Raw genomic sequence first — 17,843 nt, 5'->3', positions numbered from 1 at the left:
GAGGCCCGCGCGCGAGGGGGACCCGTGAGAGGGAACGCCCGGCAGGGGGCGCCCGGGAGGGGCGCCTGGCCGCGCTAGGGCGTGGTCGTCCCGCCGTCGCCGTCCTTGGCCAGCCGGTCCCGCTCGGCGAGCTTGGCCAGCCGCGCGTTGTAGGCGGCCAGCTCGTCCTCCTCCGGGCCGCCTCCGGCCGCCTCCGCGCGGTCGGCCTTGCGGTCCATGCGCCGGGCCTGCCGCTGGTCGTCGAAGTACCACTGGAACGCCAGGAAGATCAGGACGATGAACGTGGGGATCTCACCGAAGCCCCAGGCGATGGCGCCGCCGGTGTGCTGGTCGGCCAGGGCCGTGCCGCCCCACGGCGGGTCCACGGCGGTGTACCAGCCGCGCGCCAGCGGCTGGCTCAGGTTCATCAGCGCGATGCCGAAGAACGCGTGGAACGGCATCGTCACGAACAGCAGCAGCAGCCGTCCCGGGTAGGGCAGCCTCCGCGGCGCCGGGTCGACGCCGAGCAGCACCCAGAAGAACAGCGACCCCGCGAGCAGGAAGTGCAGGGTCATCGCGATGTGCCCGAGGTGGTTGCGCATCGCCGATTCGAACAGCGAGGTGAAGTACAGCACGAACGTGCTGGCCACGAAGATGATCGTGGCGACCGCCGGGTGCGCGACGATCGCGGTGAACCGGCTGTGCAGCGCCGCGGTCAGCCATTCGCGCGGCCCCCGGTCGCCGCGGACCGCGGCGGGCTTCAGCGCCCGCAGCGCCAGCGTGACGGGCGCGCCCACGACCAGGAAGATCGGCGTCAGCATGTTCAGGACCATGTGCTGGACCATGTGGACGCTGAACAGGATCGGCGCGTACTTGGCGACGCCGGTCTCGGTGACGGCCACGATGGTGAGCAGGCCGGCGAACCAGGAGACGGTGCGTCCGAGGGGCCAGGAGTCCCCGCGGCGGCGCAGCCGGACGACGCCCGCGAGGTAGACCCCGCCGAGGACGGCGACCAGCACGGCGAAGAAGAAGTCGAACTGCCACAGCGTCGCCAGCCGCGCCGGGGTGAGCGCGGGCGGCATGTCGTACCCGATCAGCGCCTTGACCGGGGTCTCCTCCCCGGCGGGGGCGGGCGGCGCGGTGCGGGCGAGCGCGACGGCCAGGCCCATCGTGGCGGCCATCACGGCCACCTCGACGCCCGCCAGCCGGGTGAACGCCCACGGCCTGCGGCCGGCCAGGGCGGGAAGCGTCCGGGTGCGGTGCCACCAGCCGAACCAGCCCAGCGCCGCGAACAGGACGATCTTGCCGAGGGCGAGCCGCCCGTAGTCGGTGTTCACCAGCTCGGCCGGGTCGGGCAGCCGGGAGATCACGTTCACGAACCCGCTGACGCCGACGACGGCGTAGCACCACAGCGCCATGCGGCTGAACCGCTCCGCCATGACGGGCAGCTTGTCGCGGCGGAGCAGCGCGTGGGTGGCGACCACCGCGAGCCCGCCGACCCAGGGGGCGATGGCGGCGACGTGCAGCGCCACCCCGGTCACGGCGACGGAGTGGTTCGCGGCGGACGCCGAATGCCCGGTCAGCGGCGGCGGCAGCAGCGCCACCCCCGCCATGGCCAGCAGCCCGAACGCGGCGGCGGGCGTGGTCGTGGTGCGGGCCAGCAGCGCCACGACCACGGCGAGCAGGACCACCAGCATCAGCGCGGTGCCCTGCGGCAGCGACCCGACGTAGCTGCTCAGCTCGCTGCCGGTGAGGACCTCCCCGACCGGCTGGCCGAGGACGTCCGCGACGGTGAACACCAGCGTGGCGGCCGCCGCGGCGGCCCAGGCGCTCGCGAGCCAGGACGCGGCGCGCAGGTACCCGACGGCGTCCGCCGACAGCGTGCCCGCCCCCTGCCGGCCGCCGCGTCCACCCTCCAGCGGCAGCAGCGCGGCGGCGGCCAGGAGCGCGCCGACGGTCAGCGCGGCGCCGAGGTCCATCACCATCCGGGAGACCGGCAGCCCCCACCGGGTGACGACGCCCGCGTCGCCGAGCCCGGGGATGACCTTCTCGGTGACCGACCCGCCGAGGACGAGGCCCGCCACCAGGACCGCGACGGCCGCGGCCGCCGCGATCACGGCGGCCCACGCGACGGCCGTGCCGCCGCCGCTCCTGACCGCTGCCTTGCTCATGCGCCGCCCTTCCTCACCGCCGCCTCATTCGCCGGCGGCCACCTGGTGCTTGCGCTTGGCGCGGAACACGATGCCCACGCCGATGCCGACGCCGACCAGCACGCCCGCGCCGATCAGGACCCACATGACCATGCCGGAGCCGCCGTCGTCCTTCGCGGCCTGCTCCTGGTCGATCTTGAGCGGCTGCTCGTTGGACGTGGCGGCGGCCCCGGTCTGCTCCTGGGCGCCGACCCCGCCGGTGGACGGCGCGGCCTGCGGCTGCTCGCCCGTCCCGCCGCCGTCGCCAGCGGCGGCCGTGAAGGTCAGCCCGTCACCCTCGATCGGGTGGCCGTCCTCGCCCACCACCCGGTAGGCGACCGTGTAGGACCCGGCGGGCAGCGCGCCCGTCAGCTTCTGCGTCACGGTCGTCCCCGCCCGGACGGCCTCGCCCGCCTGGTACGTCTTGTTCGCCTTGTCCTTCACGACGACCTTCGCGACGCGGATCTGGTCGCTGAAGACGAGCTTGATCTCCGTCACCGGGCCCGCGGTCGCGCCCTTGGCGGGCGTGCTGCTCACCAGCTTGGTGTGGGCGAGCGCGGGCGAGGCGGTGACGGCGCCGAAGGCGACGGCGAGCGCGGCGACGAGGCCGAGCCGGCGCAGCGGGCGGCGGGACGTGTGGATCTTCATAGGGGCCGGGTTCTCCAGTGGTGTCGGGGTGGCGGCCCCCAGCCTACTGACGCCCCGGCGCCGAGACGCCCGGGGCCGGGAATCCCGCTGATCGAATACCGGCGATCAGCAGTCGCAGCCGCAGTCGCAGCAGTCACATTCGCAGCAGTTACAGCAACCGCAGTCGCAGTCACAGCCGCCGTCGCAATGGCGGGTGCACCAGCAGCGGTCGGTGCAGCCCTGGCCGTGGTACTTGCTCCATTCCGGCTGGAACACCCCGCAGGTGAAGCAGACGGCCGTCCCGGTGAAACACGGGATCGGCCAGCCCGGACGCCGCCCCGGGTCGCGGTACCCGTGCCCCCCATGACCGCCGTGCCCCCCATGACCCCCATGACCGCCACCGAAGCCTCCGTGCGGCGGAGGCGGGTACTGCCCAGGAGGCGGGTACTGGCCGGGCGGCCCGTATGGAGCGTTCCCGTGCGGCGGCTGCCCGGGGGCGGGCGGGTAGGCGGCGAACACCTGGCCGACCGAGCGGCGCACCTCGCGTCCGAGCAGCGCCCGGACGAGCCGTGGCTCGCGCATCTCCACCTCCGCCAGCGCGAGCCGCAGCCCGTGCAGCGCGTCGTCGGCGTACCGGCGCGCCTCCGCGGGCGTGGTGCCGGTCGCGAGGAGCGGGTTGAACGCGCCGGACGCCCGGTCGCCGTCCCTGTCCTCGACGGCGTCGATCAGGTGCGCGAGGCGTCCGAAGAACCGGCCCGCCTCCGCGAGCGGCGCGGCGTTGCCCTCCTTGCCCGCCAGGACGGCGGTGTGCGCGAACACGGCGGCGACCGCGGTCTCGGTGGGCTCGGTCAGCGCCGTCAGCCCGGCCCCCGGCGCGGACTCCAGCCCCGGCTGCCGCGCCACCGCGTCCCGCAGGACGGACGGGTCGAAGCCGACCGCCGCGCCCGTCCTGCCGCCCGCGGCGTCCCAGCGCCCGGCGACTCGGCCCGCGGCGGCGGCGACCAGGCGGCGCGAGAAGACGCCGTCACCGTCCTCGACGTGGTCGCGGGTCCTGCCCGCCGCGAGCAGCAGCGACGTCGCGGCGGCGAGCCGGGCGCCCTCGGCCCGCGCGCTGACGACCTCGGCGGTCCGCATGCCCCGCAGCGCGCACGGCCCGGCCTTGCGCCGCGGCGACAGTTCCGGCGCCTGCGCCTCCACCAGCACCGAAACCAGCAGCCCGTCGTAGTTGGTGACGAGCCGCGCGGCGTGTCCGTGCTCGGCGCGCAGCGTCAGGCAGAGCCCGCACAGATGGGCCAGCCAGCCCTTGAACAGCGACCCGCACAGGACATGCCTGCACGGGCGTACGACACCGAACATCCGGACAACTCCCCACCTCAGGCGACTCGCAGCAATAATCATGGACGCCGCGACCCCCGCCCCGGTTCACACCGACCAGGACAAACCCCCAGGCGAGCATGGAGACAGCGAAGCCTCACGGATGGCCTCAGCCGTCACGCGGGCTGATCGCGAAGCGATGACGCGCTCGCCCAAGCGCGGTCAGGGTCCGAGCCGCCAGGCGAGGACCCTGGGCCGGGCTTGCAAATAAATTCAGACTCCGACGCAGGTGAGGGCGCGGCGGTAGGCGGCCATGCGGGGTTCTCCGGCCGATCCCGTCTCCGCGAGCACTTCGGCGAGGTCGAACCACGCCTGCGCGGCCTCCCGGGAGGACTCCATCTCCTCCAGGCAGGTGGCGGCGCGGGTGAGGACCTCGGCGGCGCGCTCCTGCCGGCCGAGCCGGACGCACGCCTCGCCGAGCACGGTCAGCGCCCCGGCGGTGGCGCGGCGCGGCGCGTCCCCGAGCAGGTCGATGGCCTCCTCGGCGAGCCGCACCGCCTCCGCGGGGCGTCCGAGGGCGGTCTCGGCGCGGGCGAGCTCGGTCAGGCACCAGGCGACGTCGATCTCCCCGGCGGAGCTGGCGCTGATCTCGGCGCGCACCCGGTTGAGCAGCTCGCGGGCGCGGGCGGCCTGGTCGGGCCGGGCGCGCAGCAGCAGCCCGGCGTAGATGACGCGGAGCCGGTTGAGGTTGCGGGGGTCCTCGCCGTCGCCGGCGAGCATCAGCGCGCGCTCGGCGAGGGTGACGCCCTCGCCGTACTCGCCGCGGATCTCGGCGACGTAGGCGGCCTCCCAGTACGCGACCATGCGGGCGCGGGGGGTGCCGATCCGCTCGGCGCGCTCGACGAGCTGCGCGGCCAGGTGCCGGGCGCGGACGAGGTCGCCGCGCTCGATGAACGCGGCGAGCAGCGCGGCGCCGAGGTGCACGGCGGCGTCGGTGGAGTCGGCGCCGGTCGCGATGAGGTGCCGCAGGGCGCCCTCGGCGGCCTGCACGCCCGCGCTGATGTCGCCGCGTTCGCGCAGGCAGCGGCTGAGCGCGACGTGCACCTTCGCCCAGTGGTCGAGGTCGGCCTCGGCGGAGGCCTCCTCGGTGAGCTCCAGCAGCCCGGTGATCGCCTCCTCCAGCTCGCCCGCGGCCTCCAGCGCGAGCGCGTAGCCCCAGCGGGCCTGGTGCAGCATCTCCGGCAGCGCCACCGCGTCGGCGTTGGCGAGGACCTCGGCGAACCGGGCCCGCGCCTCGGCCGCCGCGCCGTTCTGCAGCGCGATCTCGGCGTAGTCGAGGGTGACGCGCAGCTCGTCCACGACGTCCTCGCTGACGCCGCTGACCAGGTACGTGGCCGAGCAGTTCAGCTTCGCCGCGAGCAGGTCGACGACGCTCGGGGCGGGCACCCGCTTGTCGCTCTCGATCAGCGAGATGTAGCTGTCGGACAGCTCGGGGAAGGCGAGCTGCGCCTGGCTCACGCCCTGCCGGATCCGCAGGGCGCGGATGCGCTGCCCCAGTGTCTCCCGGTCCATCGTTTGACCACCGCCTACCAGGTGCTCGCCTGGCGCGTCGCGCGCAGGGCGAGGAAGAAGTCGACTCGATCCTCTAGTGTGCCGAGGTCCCGGCCTGTCAGAGCCTCTATTCTGCGGATCCGGTACCGAAGCGTGTTCACATGGACGTGCAGCCGTGTCGCGCTCCGGCTCCACGACCCGGAGCAGGCCAGGAAGACCTCCAGTGTATGGACGAGGTCGGACTGCCGGCTGGTGTCGTACTCCTCCAGCGGCCCGAGCATCCGCTCGCGGAACGTCCACCGCGTCCGCTCGGGGACGGAAGCGAGCAGGCCCGCGTAGGAGTCACGCACCGCCACGTCCGCCGATTCCCGCATTCGCACCTCGGCAGGCTATAGCGGACGCGATGGGTCACGCAGCGCAGGCCGGGAATCACCCTCCCGGATTCCCCGGGCCGTCCGGGCACGGCGTGTGACGGGGGGTTACCCTGTCCTCGCCCTTTCGAGATCATTCCGTTGGAACCGGAGCTCCCGTCATGTCAGAGTCCCCGACCGCCACGGCAGGCGATTCCCCTCCCCCCGGCGGGCGCGGGCCGCTGGACCGGCTGTTCGACCTCACCGGACGGCGGACGAGCGTCGCGCGGGAGCTGCGCGGCGGCGTCACGACGTTCTTCGCGATGGCGTACATCATCCTGCTGAACCCGATCATCCTCGGCGGGGCGAAGGACGTCACCGGCGCGACGCTGTCGATCCCGCAGCTCACCACCATGACCGCGCTCTCCGCCGCCGTCACGACGGTGATCATGGGCCTGGCCGGCAACGCGCCGATGGCGCTCGCCGCCGGGCTCGGGATCAACGCGGTCGTGGCGTTCCAGGCGGCACCGGTGATGACCTGGCCGCAGGCGATGGGCCTGGTGGTGATCGAGGGGCTGGTCATCATCGTGCTGGCGCTCACCGGCGTCCGCGAGCGCATCATGAACGCGATCCCGCTGGCGCTCAAGCACGCCATCGCCGTCGGCATCGGCGCGTTCATCGCGCTGGTCGGCCTGTACGACGCGGGGTTCGTCACGTCCGCCGCGGCCAGCCCGCCGCTGATGCTCGGGACCGGCGGGCACCTGGAGACCTGGCCGTCGCTGGTGTTCGCGCTGACCCTCGTGCTGATGATCGTCCTGTTCGTCCGGCGGGTGCCGGGCGCGATCCTGATCGGCATCGTCGCCGGGACGGTCGCGGCGGTGATCGTCCAGGAGGCCGTGACGGTCCCCAGGGGCGGCTGGGGCGTCGTCACCCCCGACATGCCCGACAAGCTCTTCGCCGCGCCCGACTTCGGGCTGTTCGGGGAGGTCGACCTGGTCGGCGGGTTCGGCAGGGCCGGGGTGATCACGGCGCTGGTCGTGCTGTTCACGCTGGTGCTGTCGGGGTTCTTCGACGCGATGGGCACGATCCTCGGCATCAGCGACGAGGCCGGCCTGGTCGGCGAGCACGGCGAGGTCCCCCGCCTCGGCCGCATCCTGTCGGTGGACGGCCTGTCGGCCGCGTTCGGCGGGCTGACCAGCTCGTCCGCCAACACGGTGTTCGTGGAGTCGGCCGCCGGCGTCGGCGAGGGCGCCCGCACCGGCCTGGCCAACATGGCCACCGGCCTGCTGTTCGCGGCGACGCTGTTCCTCACCCCCCTGGCCGCCGTCGTCCCCGCGCAGGCCGCCGCCCCCGCCCTGATCGTCGTCGGCGCCCTGATGATGACGCAGGTCGCCAAGGTGGACTGGGACGACCTGGACATCACGATCCCCGCGTTCCTGACCATCGTCCTGATGCCGTTCACCTTCTCCATCACGACGGGCATCGGCATGGGCATGGTCGGCTACGCGGTCATCAAGCTGGCCCGCGGCAAGGCCCGCGAGGTCTCGATCTGGCTCTGGCCCGTCGTCGCCCTTTTCCTGGTCTTCTTCGCCATCCACCCCATCGAGGAGTGGCTCGACGTCCGCTGACCCGGGCGTCTTCCGTTCAAGCCGGGCCACGGTCTTTTCGGTGACGGGCGGAAATCGTTCGCCCAATCGAATCGTGCCGCCAATCGCCCGCCCGCGGTCGTCGAGTTGTCGGCGGGGAATTCGTCATTGGAGTTCGAAGACGAACTGACGCGGCGTGTGCCGGACGGAATGGGCACGATGACCGGCAGGCCGCGCGGTGCGTCCAGAGCCCGTTCGTCATGCGCGGTCGGGGGAGGCGTTGAGGGGTCCGGAATGCCCGTCCTACAGCTGGATGGGGTGTCGGTGTGGTTGTGGCCTGTGGTGCCGCTGTTTCTGCTGTTCTTCGCGTTTCGCCCCCTCGTGGAGTCGCCGGACGAAAAATAACGGTCCTCCGGACGCGGGCTCTCTGCGGGTTCGGGTGTCCCGGAAGGCGTTCCGGGTGTCAAATAGTGCCGTCATGGCGTAAGCAGAAGGTAGGGCCTTACCTCCCCCGGCGTGAAAGGCGTGGCTGTGGCGTCCGCGGAATCTCCCCCCCATCCGCCTCCGCGCGGTCACGTCCTGCTGGCGCCCGGCAGGTTCCCCGGGGCGCTGACCGCGGCGGAGGTCGCGCGGCATCTGGCGGCCGGGCTGCGCCGCGCCCGGCCGGGGATCCCGCTGGTCGAGCTGCCCGTGGCCGACGGCGGCGACGGGACCGTGGACGCGGCGGTGGCGGCCGGGTGGCGGCGGGTCGAGGTGGAGGTGGCCGGGCCGACCGGGAAGCCCGTCAGCGCCCGGCTGGCCCTCAACGGGCGCAGCGCGGTGGTGGAGCTGGCGGAGGCGTGCGGGCTGCGGCGGCTGCCGGACGGCAGGCCCCGGCCGCTCGTCGCCTCCAGCGTCGGGGCCGGGCAGCTGGTCGGGCACGCGGTGCGGCTCGGCGCCCGGCGCATCGTCCTCGGCCTCGGCGGCGGCGCGTGCACCGACGGCGGCGCGGGGCTCGTGCAGGGGCTCGGCGGGCGGCTGCTGGACGCGCTCGGCAAGGACCTGCCGCCCGGCGGCGCCGCGCTCCGCTCGCTGCACGCGCTGGACCTGCGCGGCCTGCCCGACATGTCGGGGATCCAGGTGGTGGTGGCGGCGGAGTCCGCCGGGCCGCTGCTCGGCCGGGGCGGCGCGGCCGCGGTGGACGGGCCGCGGCGGGGCGCGAACCGCGACGAGGTGCGGCTGCTGGACGCGGGGCTGCGCCGCTGGGCCGACCTCGCCGAGGCGGCGTCCCGGCGGGCCGCGCGGGACCTGCCGGGCGCGGGGACGTCGGGCGGCGTCGGGTTCGCCGCGCTCACCTTCCTCGGCGCGACGATCGAGCCCGGCGCGTCGCTGATGCTGGACCTGCTGGGGTTCGCCGAGAAGGCGCGCGGCGCGCACCTGGTCGTCACCGGCGAGGGGTCGCTGGACACCCGGTCGCTGCGCGGCACCGCGCCCATGGGCGTCGCGCGCGCCGCGGCACGCGCGGGCGCCCCGGTCATCGCGGTGGCGGGGCAGCGCGGCCTTACCGGCGAGCGGCTGCGCAAGGCCCGCATCCAGGCGGTGTACGCGCTGGCCGACATCGAACCGGACGCCGGACGGCGCCTCCGCAGGGCCGGGCCGCTGCTGGAGGAGCTGACGGTCGCGATCGCGGACGAGTGGCTGCCGCGGTCCGCGCCGTGATGGGATCGCTCCACCTGCGGCTTTTTACACAATGTCATGGAAAGACCGGATGACTTTGCAGCCTGCTCATGGCGGGGTGCCGCCCGGGGCCCGCACGCTGGAGGCGTACCTACCGGTCACCCCCATGGTCAGCAGCGGCGGAGGAGCTCTCGTGAAGATCGGCGTCCCGAAGGAGATCAAGAATCACGAGTACCGGGTGGCGATCACCCCCGCGGGCGTGCACGAGCTCACCCGGCACGGCCACGAGGTGTTCGTCGAGCACGGCGCGGGCCTCGGCTCCGCCATCCCCGACGACGACTTCACCTCCGCCGGTGCGAAGATCCTCGACGGCCCGGAGGCGGTCTGGGCCGAGGGCGACCTGATCCTGAAGGTCAAGGAGCCGATCGCCGCCGAGTACCACCGGATGCGCCAGGGCCAGACGCTCTTCACGTACCTGCACCTGGCGGCCTCCCGCGAGTGCACCGACGCGCTGCTGTCGGCCGGGGTGACCGCCATCGCCTACGAGACCGTCCAGCTCCCCGACCGCTCGCTGCCGCTGCTGGCCCCGATGTCGGAGGTCGCCGGGCGGCTGGCCCCGCAGGTCGGCGCGTACAACCTCATGGCCTTCAACGGCGGGCGCGGCGTGCTGCCCGGCGGCGTGCCGGGCGTGGCCCCCGCCAAGGTCGTGGTCATCGGCGGCGGGGTGTCCGGGCTGAACGCGGCCCAGATCGCCGTCGGCATGGGCGCCGACGTGACGGTGCTGGACGTCAACGTCGACCGGCTCCGCCACATCGACGCCATCTACCAGGGCCGGCTGAAGACGCTGGTGTCCAACGCGTACACGGTCGAGCAGCAGGCGCGCGAGGCCGACCTCGTCATCGGCGCGGTGCTGATCCCCGGCGCGAAGGCCCCCACGCTCATCTCCAACGATCTCGTCGCCCGGATGAGGCCCGGCTCGGTGCTGGTGGACATCGCGATCGACCAGGGCGGCTGCTTCGAGGACTCCCGCCCGACCACGCACGCCGACCCGACCTACCGGGTCCACGAGTCGATCTTCTACTGCGTCGCGAACATGCCTGGCTCGGTGCCGAACACCTCCACCCACGCGCTGACGAACGTCACGCTCCCCTACGCGGTCTCCATTGCCGACAAGGGCTGGCGGCAGGCGCTGCGGGACGACGCGGCGCTGGCGCTCGGCCTCAACACGCACGCGGGCGCCGTCGTCTACGACCACGTCGCCGAGGCGCACGGCCTCCCCCGCACCCCTCTCGCCTCGGTCCTGGACTAGCGCGCGGCCCTCTACAGTGGGCCCATGGGGGAGCTGATCATCCTGCGGCACGGCGAGACGGAGTGGAGCCGGGCCCGCAGGCACACGGGTCGCACCGACCTGCCGCTGACCGCGCGCGGCGAGGAGCAGGCGCGCTCGCTCCGGGCGGCGCTGGAGGGGCGGCGGATCGTCCGCGCCGTCAGCAGCCCCGCCGAGCGCGCGCGGCGCACCGCCGAGCTGGCGGGGCTGGCCGTGGACGCGGTGGACCCCGATCTCTGGGAGTGGGACTACGGCGGCTACGAGGGGATCAGCACGGCGGCGATCCAGGAGCGGCGCCCCGGCTGGTTCCTCTGGGACGACGGCGTGGTCCCGGGCGACGCCGGGCACCCCGGGGAGGACGTCGGCCGGGTGGGCGCGCGGGCCGACGCCGTGCTGGGCCGGGTGCGGCCGGATTTGGACGAAGGCGACGTCGTGCTGATCGCGCACGGGCACGTCCTGCGGGTGCTGACGGCACGCTGGCTCGGCCTGGAGCCGCGGCTGGGACGGCTGTTCGCCCTGGACACCGGTACCCTCTCGACGCTGGGCACCGAGCACGACCGGCCGGTGATCGCGTCGTGGAACGTGCCCGGCCACACCCGATGATCGCGGTCCATACGTCCCCGAACACATAGGATACCCCTAGGGGGATAACCCCCGAGGGGTACCCCCCGCGAACCGCCCCGAGATCGATTGCGAGGACGGAGATGGCCACCAGCGAGACCCCCACCCGCGGGTACACCGCCACCAAGGACCAGCTCCAGACCCGGCTCCGCCGGATCGAGGGCCAGGTGCGCGGCATCGAGCGGATGGTCGAGGACGACCGCTACTGCATCGACGTGCTCACCCAGATCAGCGCCGTCCAGGCCGCCCTGGACAAGGTGGCGCTCGGCCTGCTGGACGGGCACGTGCGGCACTGCGTCGCCGAGGGCGCCGAGGAGGGCAAGGGCGAGGCGATGTCCACCGAGCTGATGGCCGCCGTCGGCCGGCTGATGCGGCGCGGCTGATGCGCGCCGGCCGGGCCTGCGCGGCCGCGACGGCGGGGACGGCGCTCCGGTCGCCGGCCCCCTCGGGTCGCGCGCCCTCAGGAGGCGACGGGCCAGGGGCCCGGGGCCGCCTCGTGCTCGCGTGTGAGGCGCCTGGCCCGCCGGGCGTCCGGCGAGTAGCGGTAGCGCTCGGGGACGGCCCGGGTCGTCCGGTACAGGCCCTTGAGCGCCAGCGTCGCCGCCAGGTCGGACGTCGGCAGCCCCGGAAGCCCGTACATGCGGCGCGCCCACCGCGGCAGCGTCGCGACGACGAGCGTCCCGACGCCGGGCGCGGCCAGCTTGAGCGGCAGCAGGTTCCGCGGGACGGCGGGGCTGAACATCCGCCACAGCCCGTCACGGGCCTCCCGGCACGCCCAGATCCGCCGGCGCATCCCGTCGTAGTAGTCGCGCATCTCGGCGACGGTGGCGGGCACGCCGGCGGGGTCGAGGCCGACGACGGCGGCCGCGCGGCGCTGCTCGTCCACGAACGCGTCGGCGTCGGCGGCGGTCAGCGGGACGCCCGCCCGGCGCGCGACGCCGAGGTAGGAGTCGACCTCGCCCATGTGCACCCAGAGAAGGTTCTCCGGGTCGTCCACCCGGAACACCTCGCCGGTGCGGCGGTCGAGGCCGGCCAGCTTGGAGTGCAGCTTGCGGACGCGGCGGCCGATCCGGTCGACCTCGGCCTCCGTCCCGTAGGTGCGCACGCGGACGAACTCGACCGTCCGCGCGAGCCGGGACCAGGCGGCGTCGGGGTTCATCAGCTCGGAGTTCTGCGCGGTGCCCCACATCGTCCGGGGGTGCAGCGCCTGCAGCAGCAGCGCCCTGATACCGCCGACGATCAGCACCGGCTCGCCCATCACGTGCCAGGTCACCGAGCCCGGCCCGAACAGCCCGTGGTCCTCGTGCGGCCCACCGTCCATGCCGGCCCCCTCTCCTCCGCACCGGCGGAGTCCGCGACCAGGGTAATCGATTGCTTATTACCCCGTCATGACGCACGTCACACCGGTCACGGGGGCCTCCCCCGCCGGGGCCGGGGGCCGGGTCAGTCCTCGGGCTCGTCCACCGCCTCGTCGAGCCCGCCGGGCTCGGTCTGCTCGGCCAGCCACGCGAGGTAGTCCATGCTGCCCGCCACGACGGGCGTCGCGATGATCTCCGGGGTGTCGTAGGAGTGGCCGTCGGTGATCAGGGAGGCCAGCTCGTCGAAGCGGTCGGCGGTGGTCTTGAACACCACCATCCACTCCTCGGCGGACTCGATCTCGCCCTCCCACCAGTAGGTGCTGGCGACGGGGCCGACGAGCTGGGCGCACGCCGCGAGCCGCTCGGCGACGGCCGACTTCGCCAGCTCGGCCGCCTCCGGGCGGGAGTCGGTCGTGGTCGTCACCTGAACGTAAGACTGCGCCATGGCACGACTCCTTCCCCTTCGCGGTCAGGGCACGCCTCACCAGCGGTTTCCTAGCGGGCCGGGTTCACCACCATCGCGCTGCCGCCACCTCGGCGGACCGGTTCGGCGACGGCCTGGACAAGCCCCGGGCCGAGGAACTCCAGCGCGGTCGCGGCCCCGATCGTCGCCTTCGGCGGACCGGGGAACGGCGCCAGCAGATGGCCGCGGGCGGCCAGCCCCTTGCCGAACGCGTCGATGAACGCGGGCTCGGCGAAGACCTGCGGGGTGTTGCGCTGCGTGGCGCGCGGCGCGGCGAGGGCGTGCGGCAGGTCCATGCCGAGGTCGATCCGGTTCACCAGGATCTGCAGGACGGTCGTGATGATCGTGGACCCGCCCGGGGTGCCGGCGGCGAGCCTCGGCCGGCCGTCCTGGAGCACGATCGTGGGCGCCATGCTGCTGCGCGGGCGCTTGCGCGGGCCGGGCAGGTTCGGGTCGGACGGCGCGCCGGGCGCGGGCGGCTGGAGGGTGAAGTCGGTCAGCTCGTTGTTGAGCAGGAACCCCCTGCCGGGGACGGTCAGGGCGCTGCCGCCGAACTGCTCCAGGGTGACGTTGTAGGCCGCGACGTCGCCCCACTTGTCGGCGACGACCAGGTGCGTGGTCTGCGGCCCCTCGTACGCCAGCGCCCGCGTCTGGGTACCCGGCGGGACGCACGGGCCGTAGCGCCCGTCCGGGGTGCCGGGGGCGACTGGCGCGGCGGCGGCCCGGTCCGGTCTGATCAGGCAGGCGCGCTCGCGGGCGAACCCGGGCGAGAGCAGCTCGTCCAGCGGCACGTCCACCTGGGCCGGGTCGCCCACATAGGCGCCCCGGTCGGCGTAGGCGAGCTTGGACGCCTCCAGGTAGTAGTGCAGCGCGGTGACGGGGTCCTTCGGGTCGAGCCGGAAGTTGCCCAGGATGTTGAGCGCCTCGCCGACCGTGGACCCGCCGGACGAGGACGGCGGCTCCCCGTACACGTCCAGGCCCCGGTAGGCGACGTGGGTGGGCTCCTTCGGCAGCGCCCGGTAGGCGGCGAGGTCGGACGGCTTCAGCAGCCCCGGGCGGACCTTGCGCTTCGCGGCGGGGTCGACGGGCGGCTTCGCGACCGTCCGGGCGACCTCGCGGCCGAGCCCGCCCTCGTACATCCACTCCGGGCCGCGCTCGGCCAGCTCGCGGTAGGTGCGGGCGAGGTCGGGGTTGCGGAAGACCGAGCCGACCTCGGGCGGCTTGCCGCCCGGCAGGAACAGCTCCCGGGTCGGGACGATGTCGCGGAACCGCGCCTCGTTCTCGACGGTCTGGGCGCGGAACTCCGCGTCCACGACGAAGCCCTTCTCGGCGACCCTGATCGCGGGCTTGAGGAGGGCGCCCAGATCACGGGTGCCGAAGCGGCCGAGCGCGAGGTCCCATTGGGCGAGGGTCCCGGGGACGCCGACGCTCAGCCCGCTGGTGACGGCCTCCTCGAACGGCATCGCCTTCCCGGTCGCCGGGTCGACGAACGAGCCGGCCCGCATCGCCTTCGGGGCGGTCTCCCTCCCGTCGAACGCGTGGACGCGGCGCTTCTTGGCGTCGTAGTAGGTGATGTATCCCCCGCCGCCGATCGCGGCGACGTAGGGCTCGGTGACGCCGAGCGTCGCGGCGGCGGCGACGGCCGCGTCCATCGCGTTGCCGCCGTGCTTCAGGACGTCGAGCGCGGTCCGGCTGGCGTCGGGGTCGACGGTGGAGACCGCGCCGCCGTGGCCGGTGGCGACCGGCAGCCGGCCGGGCGGGGACGGGTCGGACCCCGGCCCCGGGGCGGGCGCGGCGCCCGCGCCGGCGGGGACGGCGAGCGAGGCGATCACGGCCAGCGCCGCCGCGGCGGCGGTGTGGCGGAGGGCGGGCGGGGACGACGCGCTGCGGGACACCGAACCTCCAGAGGGACGCGGCGCCACCACCGTGCCATCGATCCATCCCTCGCGCCAGCGTCCCCACCGGCCGACCCTGGACGCGCCCTCTCACTTCCCTCACGCGTCCCTCGGACGACCCTCGCGCGTCCCTCGCACGACCCTTTGCGGACCCCCCGGAAAGGCGCGGCATGATCGAAAAGGGGACGCGGGCCCGTCCGGTGTTCGCCCAGCGTGAGCGGCCCGTGCCAGCTTGACACCGGGACGCGGCCCGTTCCCCGCGAACGGCATCAAGACGACATCAATCGTGAGCAAATCATTGCGATTATGCTCAAACCTGGTGAATTCTTAGGGACTTCGACCAGCCCATCTCTCGCGAACAGCGGCGCGGGTTCCGGCCTGGGGGGACAAACCTATGACCTGGGACATCCGCATGCGCACCAACATGTTCCGGCGCCTGCCCGTCGAGCAGGCGACCGGCCGCCTGTACGGGGGCCGGCACCGGCTCCGCGTGGTCTACCGGACGCGCGACCTGATCGTGCTCGGCCTTGGAGTGATGATCGGGTCCGGGATCTTCAAGATCGCCGGCGAGCAGGCCACCGCGACCGCCGGACCCGGGGTGCTCGTCTCGTTCCTGATCGCCGGAGGCGTGTGCGTGCTGGCCGCGCTCGCCTACGCCGAGCTGTCCTCGATCATCCCGGTGGCCGGCAGCGCCTACTCCTTCAGCTACGTCGCGTTCGGCGAGGTGTGGGCGTGGATCGTCGGCTGGTCGCTGGTGATGGAGCTGCTGCTCGCGTCGTCGGTGCTCGCGCGGGTCTGGTCGCTGTACGCGACGCAGGCGCTGCACGACTTCGGCGTCCCCGTCCCGGCGTGGCTCGGCGACGTCATCGGCCAGCAGAAGGGGCCGGACGTGTTCGCGTTCGGGATCCTGCTGCTGCTCATCGTCATGCTCGCCACCGGCAGCCGCATGAGCCTGCGGACGCTGTGGTTCATGGTCATGGGCAAGATGATCGTGATCGGGCTGGTCATCGCCACCGGCCTGAAGTTCTTCCACCCCTCCAACCTCACCCCGTTCGTGCCGCCCGCGAAGCCCGCGCCCCAGGGGGACCAGACGGTGCTGGACGCGGTGCTCGGCGCGGTCGGCGGCGGCACCCCGCACGTCTTCGGCGTCTGGGGGCTGTTCGCGGCGGCGCCCGCCATCGCGTTCGCCTACATCGGGTTCGACCTGATCGCCACCGCGTCCGAGGAGACCGACGACGCGCCCCGCAAGGTGCCGCGCGGCATCCTCACCGCGCTGATCACCGCCATCGTGGTGTACGCGGCCGTGGCGGTCGCGTTCGTCGGCATGGTCGGCATGGACGGCTTCGCCAAGCTCAACTCCGACAAGCTGCTGCTCGCCGCCGCGTTCGACTCGGTCGGCGCGGGCGCCATGGGCAAGATCGTCGACGTGGGCGCGATGCTCGGGCTCACGACCGTCATCCTGGTGCTGCTGGTCGCCCTGAGCCGGGTGGTGTTCTCGATCTCGCGGGACGGGCTGCTGCCGCGCGGGCTCGCCGAGATGAGCCGCTACAAGGTGCCGACCCGCGCGACGCTGCTGTCGGGCGCCGCCGCCGTGGTGGCCTCGCAGACCCTCGACGTGCTCACCCTGGAGCAGCTCGTCGTCATCGGGACGCTGTTCGCGTTCCTGTTCGTGGCGGCGGCGGTGCTGGCGCTGCGCCGCGACCGCCCCGACCTGCACCGCCCGTTCCGGGTCCCGGCGGCGCCGGTGACCGCGGTCGTCACGATCATCGCGGTCGGCTGGCTGATGCTGAACCTCAAGGTCCAGACGTGGGGCTACTTCACGATCTGGATGGTCGGCGGGCTCATGCTGTACCTCGTCTACGGGCGCCGCAAGAGCCACCTGAAGCTGCTGCTGGAGTCGCCCCCGGCCTCGCGCCCGGTGGCCGCCCAGATGGCGGCGCCCCCGCCGCCGCCCGGCTCCGCGCCGTTCCCCACGACGTCGCAGTCCGCCCCCGCGCACGCCGCGCCCGTCCCGTACGGGACGGGGCAGCACAGCGCCCAGCCGACCGGCGGGTACCGCGGGCTCGGGCAGCAGGGTACGGGACAGTACCCCGCAGGACAGCCCGGGGCGCAAGGATCCGGCACGCACGCATCCGGGGTGTATGGGACCGGGACGCATGGGACCGGGTCCTACGAGACCGGCGGCTACGGGCCGGGAGCGCAGGGATCCGGCACGCACGCGTCCGGGTCCTACGCGCCCGGCGCGTACGGAGCCCCGGCGGGCTCCTTCGATTCCGGGTCTCACGGCGCGGGGTCGGGTTCCTTCGGGTCCGGGACGCCCGGCTCGGGAGCCTACGGGTCCAGGCCGTACGAGCCCGGTGGCCGGCAGCCGGGCGGCCGCCACTCGGGCGCCTACGAGTCCGGCGCCTACGGGTCCGAGTCGTCCGAGACCGGCTCGTTCGGGTCCGGTTCCGTCCGAGGCGAGTCCTTCGGAAGCGGCTCCTTCGGCTCCGGGGCGTTCGGCTCCGGGTCGTACGGGTCAGGGGCCTTCGGGTCGGGCGCGTTCGGGTCCGGTTCGTACGGGCCGGAGAACTTCGGGCCGGAGAACTTCGGGTCGGGGCAACGGCCGGCGGAACCGCCGCAGGGATCGCAGCAGAGCGGACAGTACCCGGGCAGCCGCTACTCCTCCGGCCAGTTCGCGGCCGACCAGTCCTCGGCCGGACGGTGGCAGGGCGAGAACCCGGGTGCCCCGGGCGCCTCCGGCCGTCCGGAGGACACGTTCGGGTCCGCGGCACCGTCCGAACCCTTCGAGCCCTTCGAGCCCTTCGGGTCCGGCGGTCACGCGCCCGGCCCGCGCCATCGCGGCGGCGGTTCCTGGGACGACGAGGAGTCCCAGGAGCCACCGCCCTCCCCCGGCGGACGCCACCGCCGCTGACCGCCCGCCCCCA

13 protein-coding genes and 1 pseudogene are annotated in these 17,843 nt (G+C 73.9%); 6 read left to right on the top strand and 8 right to left on the bottom strand.

Annotated features, from left to right (window positions below; translation table 11 throughout):
• Positions 1-74 precede the first annotated feature (74 nt).
• The 5 genes and pseudogenes from AGRA3207_RS33380 to AGRA3207_RS33360 all read right to left on the bottom strand — a co-directional run.
• Positions 75-2,150 (bottom strand): bifunctional copper resistance protein CopD/cytochrome c oxidase assembly protein, encoded by a 2,076-nt coding sequence (locus AGRA3207_RS33380; protein WP_231331100.1) that lies wholly within the window; start codon positions 2,148-2,150, stop codon positions 75-77.
• A 24-nt stretch (positions 2,151-2,174) separates the two neighbouring features.
• Entirely contained in the window at positions 2,175-2,816 is a 642-nt protein-coding gene (locus AGRA3207_RS33375; RefSeq protein ID WP_231331099.1) for a copper resistance CopC family protein, read from the bottom strand.
• 105 nt (positions 2,817-2,921) lie between these two features.
• Positions 2,922-4,151, bottom strand: a complete 1,230-nt coding sequence (locus AGRA3207_RS33370; protein ID WP_231331098.1) for a DUF5685 family protein — start codon at positions 4,149-4,151, stop codon at positions 2,922-2,924.
• Between the two features lie 231 nt (positions 4,152-4,382).
• Positions 4,383-5,681 (bottom strand): helix-turn-helix domain-containing protein, encoded by a 1,299-nt coding sequence (locus tag AGRA3207_RS33365; protein ID WP_231331097.1) that lies wholly within the window; start codon positions 5,679-5,681, stop codon positions 4,383-4,385.
• Between the two features lie 14 nt (positions 5,682-5,695).
• Positions 5,696-6,004, bottom strand: a pseudogene (locus tag AGRA3207_RS33360) (PucR family transcriptional regulator); the annotation flags it as partial.
• Between the two features lie 188 nt (positions 6,005-6,192).
• Between AGRA3207_RS33360 and AGRA3207_RS33355 the strand changes: the two are divergent.
• From AGRA3207_RS33355 to AGRA3207_RS33335, 5 genes are all read left to right on the top strand, one after another.
• Complete coding sequence (locus AGRA3207_RS33355) at positions 6,193-7,638, top strand: NCS2 family permease (protein WP_231331096.1); 1,446 nt, start codon at positions 6,193-6,195, stop codon at positions 7,636-7,638.
• Between the two features lie 489 nt (positions 7,639-8,127).
• On the top strand, positions 8,128-9,294 hold the full coding sequence (locus AGRA3207_RS33350) for a glycerate kinase (RefSeq protein WP_231331095.1): 1,167 nt from the start codon (positions 8,128-8,130) through the stop codon (positions 9,292-9,294).
• 151 nt (positions 9,295-9,445) lie between these two features.
• A complete protein-coding gene (gene ald / locus AGRA3207_RS33345) occupies positions 9,446-10,561 on the top strand; it encodes an alanine dehydrogenase (protein ID WP_231336473.1) in 1,116 nt (371 codons plus the stop codon).
• Between the two features lie 24 nt (positions 10,562-10,585).
• The gene (locus tag AGRA3207_RS33340) at positions 10,586-11,182 is read left to right on the top strand and encodes a histidine phosphatase family protein (protein WP_231331094.1); all 597 of its coding nucleotides are present in this window, start codon (positions 10,586-10,588) and stop codon (positions 11,180-11,182) included.
• A 101-nt stretch (positions 11,183-11,283) separates the two neighbouring features.
• Positions 11,284-11,583 (top strand): metal-sensitive transcriptional regulator, encoded by a 300-nt coding sequence (locus AGRA3207_RS33335; protein WP_231331093.1) that lies wholly within the window; start codon positions 11,284-11,286, stop codon positions 11,581-11,583.
• A gap of 77 nt (positions 11,584-11,660) precedes the next feature.
• Here AGRA3207_RS33335 and AGRA3207_RS33330 read toward each other — a convergent pair whose 3' ends face one another.
• The 3 genes from AGRA3207_RS33330 to ggt all read right to left on the bottom strand — a co-directional run bounded on the left by AGRA3207_RS33330 (position 11,661) and on the right by ggt (position 14,916).
• Complete coding sequence (locus tag AGRA3207_RS33330; protein WP_231331092.1) at positions 11,661-12,521, bottom strand: oxygenase MpaB family protein; 861 nt, start codon at positions 12,519-12,521, stop codon at positions 11,661-11,663.
• A gap of 122 nt (positions 12,522-12,643) precedes the next feature.
• A complete protein-coding gene (gene cutA, locus AGRA3207_RS33325; protein ID WP_231331091.1) occupies positions 12,644-13,003 on the bottom strand; it encodes a divalent-cation tolerance protein CutA in 360 nt (119 codons plus the stop codon).
• Positions 13,004-13,053: 50 nt separating this feature from the next.
• Positions 13,054-14,916, bottom strand: coding sequence for a gamma-glutamyltransferase (gene ggt, locus AGRA3207_RS33320; RefSeq protein WP_231331090.1), 1,863 nt, complete (start codon positions 14,914-14,916; stop codon positions 13,054-13,056).
• Positions 14,917-15,310: 394 nt separating this feature from the next.
• Here ggt and AGRA3207_RS33315 point away from each other — a divergent pair, with 394 nt between their 5' ends.
• Positions 15,311-17,830 carry an amino acid permease gene (locus AGRA3207_RS33315; protein WP_231331089.1) on the top strand — a complete coding sequence of 840 codons (2,520 nt, stop codon included), beginning with the start codon at positions 15,311-15,313 and terminating at the stop codon, positions 17,828-17,830.
• Positions 17,831-17,843: the final 13 nt, after the last annotated feature.

Origin of the sequence: Actinomadura graeca, from assembly GCF_019175365.1 — a bacterium.
GTDB classification, from domain to species: Bacteria; Actinomycetota; Actinomycetes; order Streptosporangiales; family Streptosporangiaceae; genus Spirillospora; species Spirillospora graeca.
Note: the sequence above shows the minus strand (reverse complement) of the source record. Positions and strands in the feature narration are given on the sequence as shown.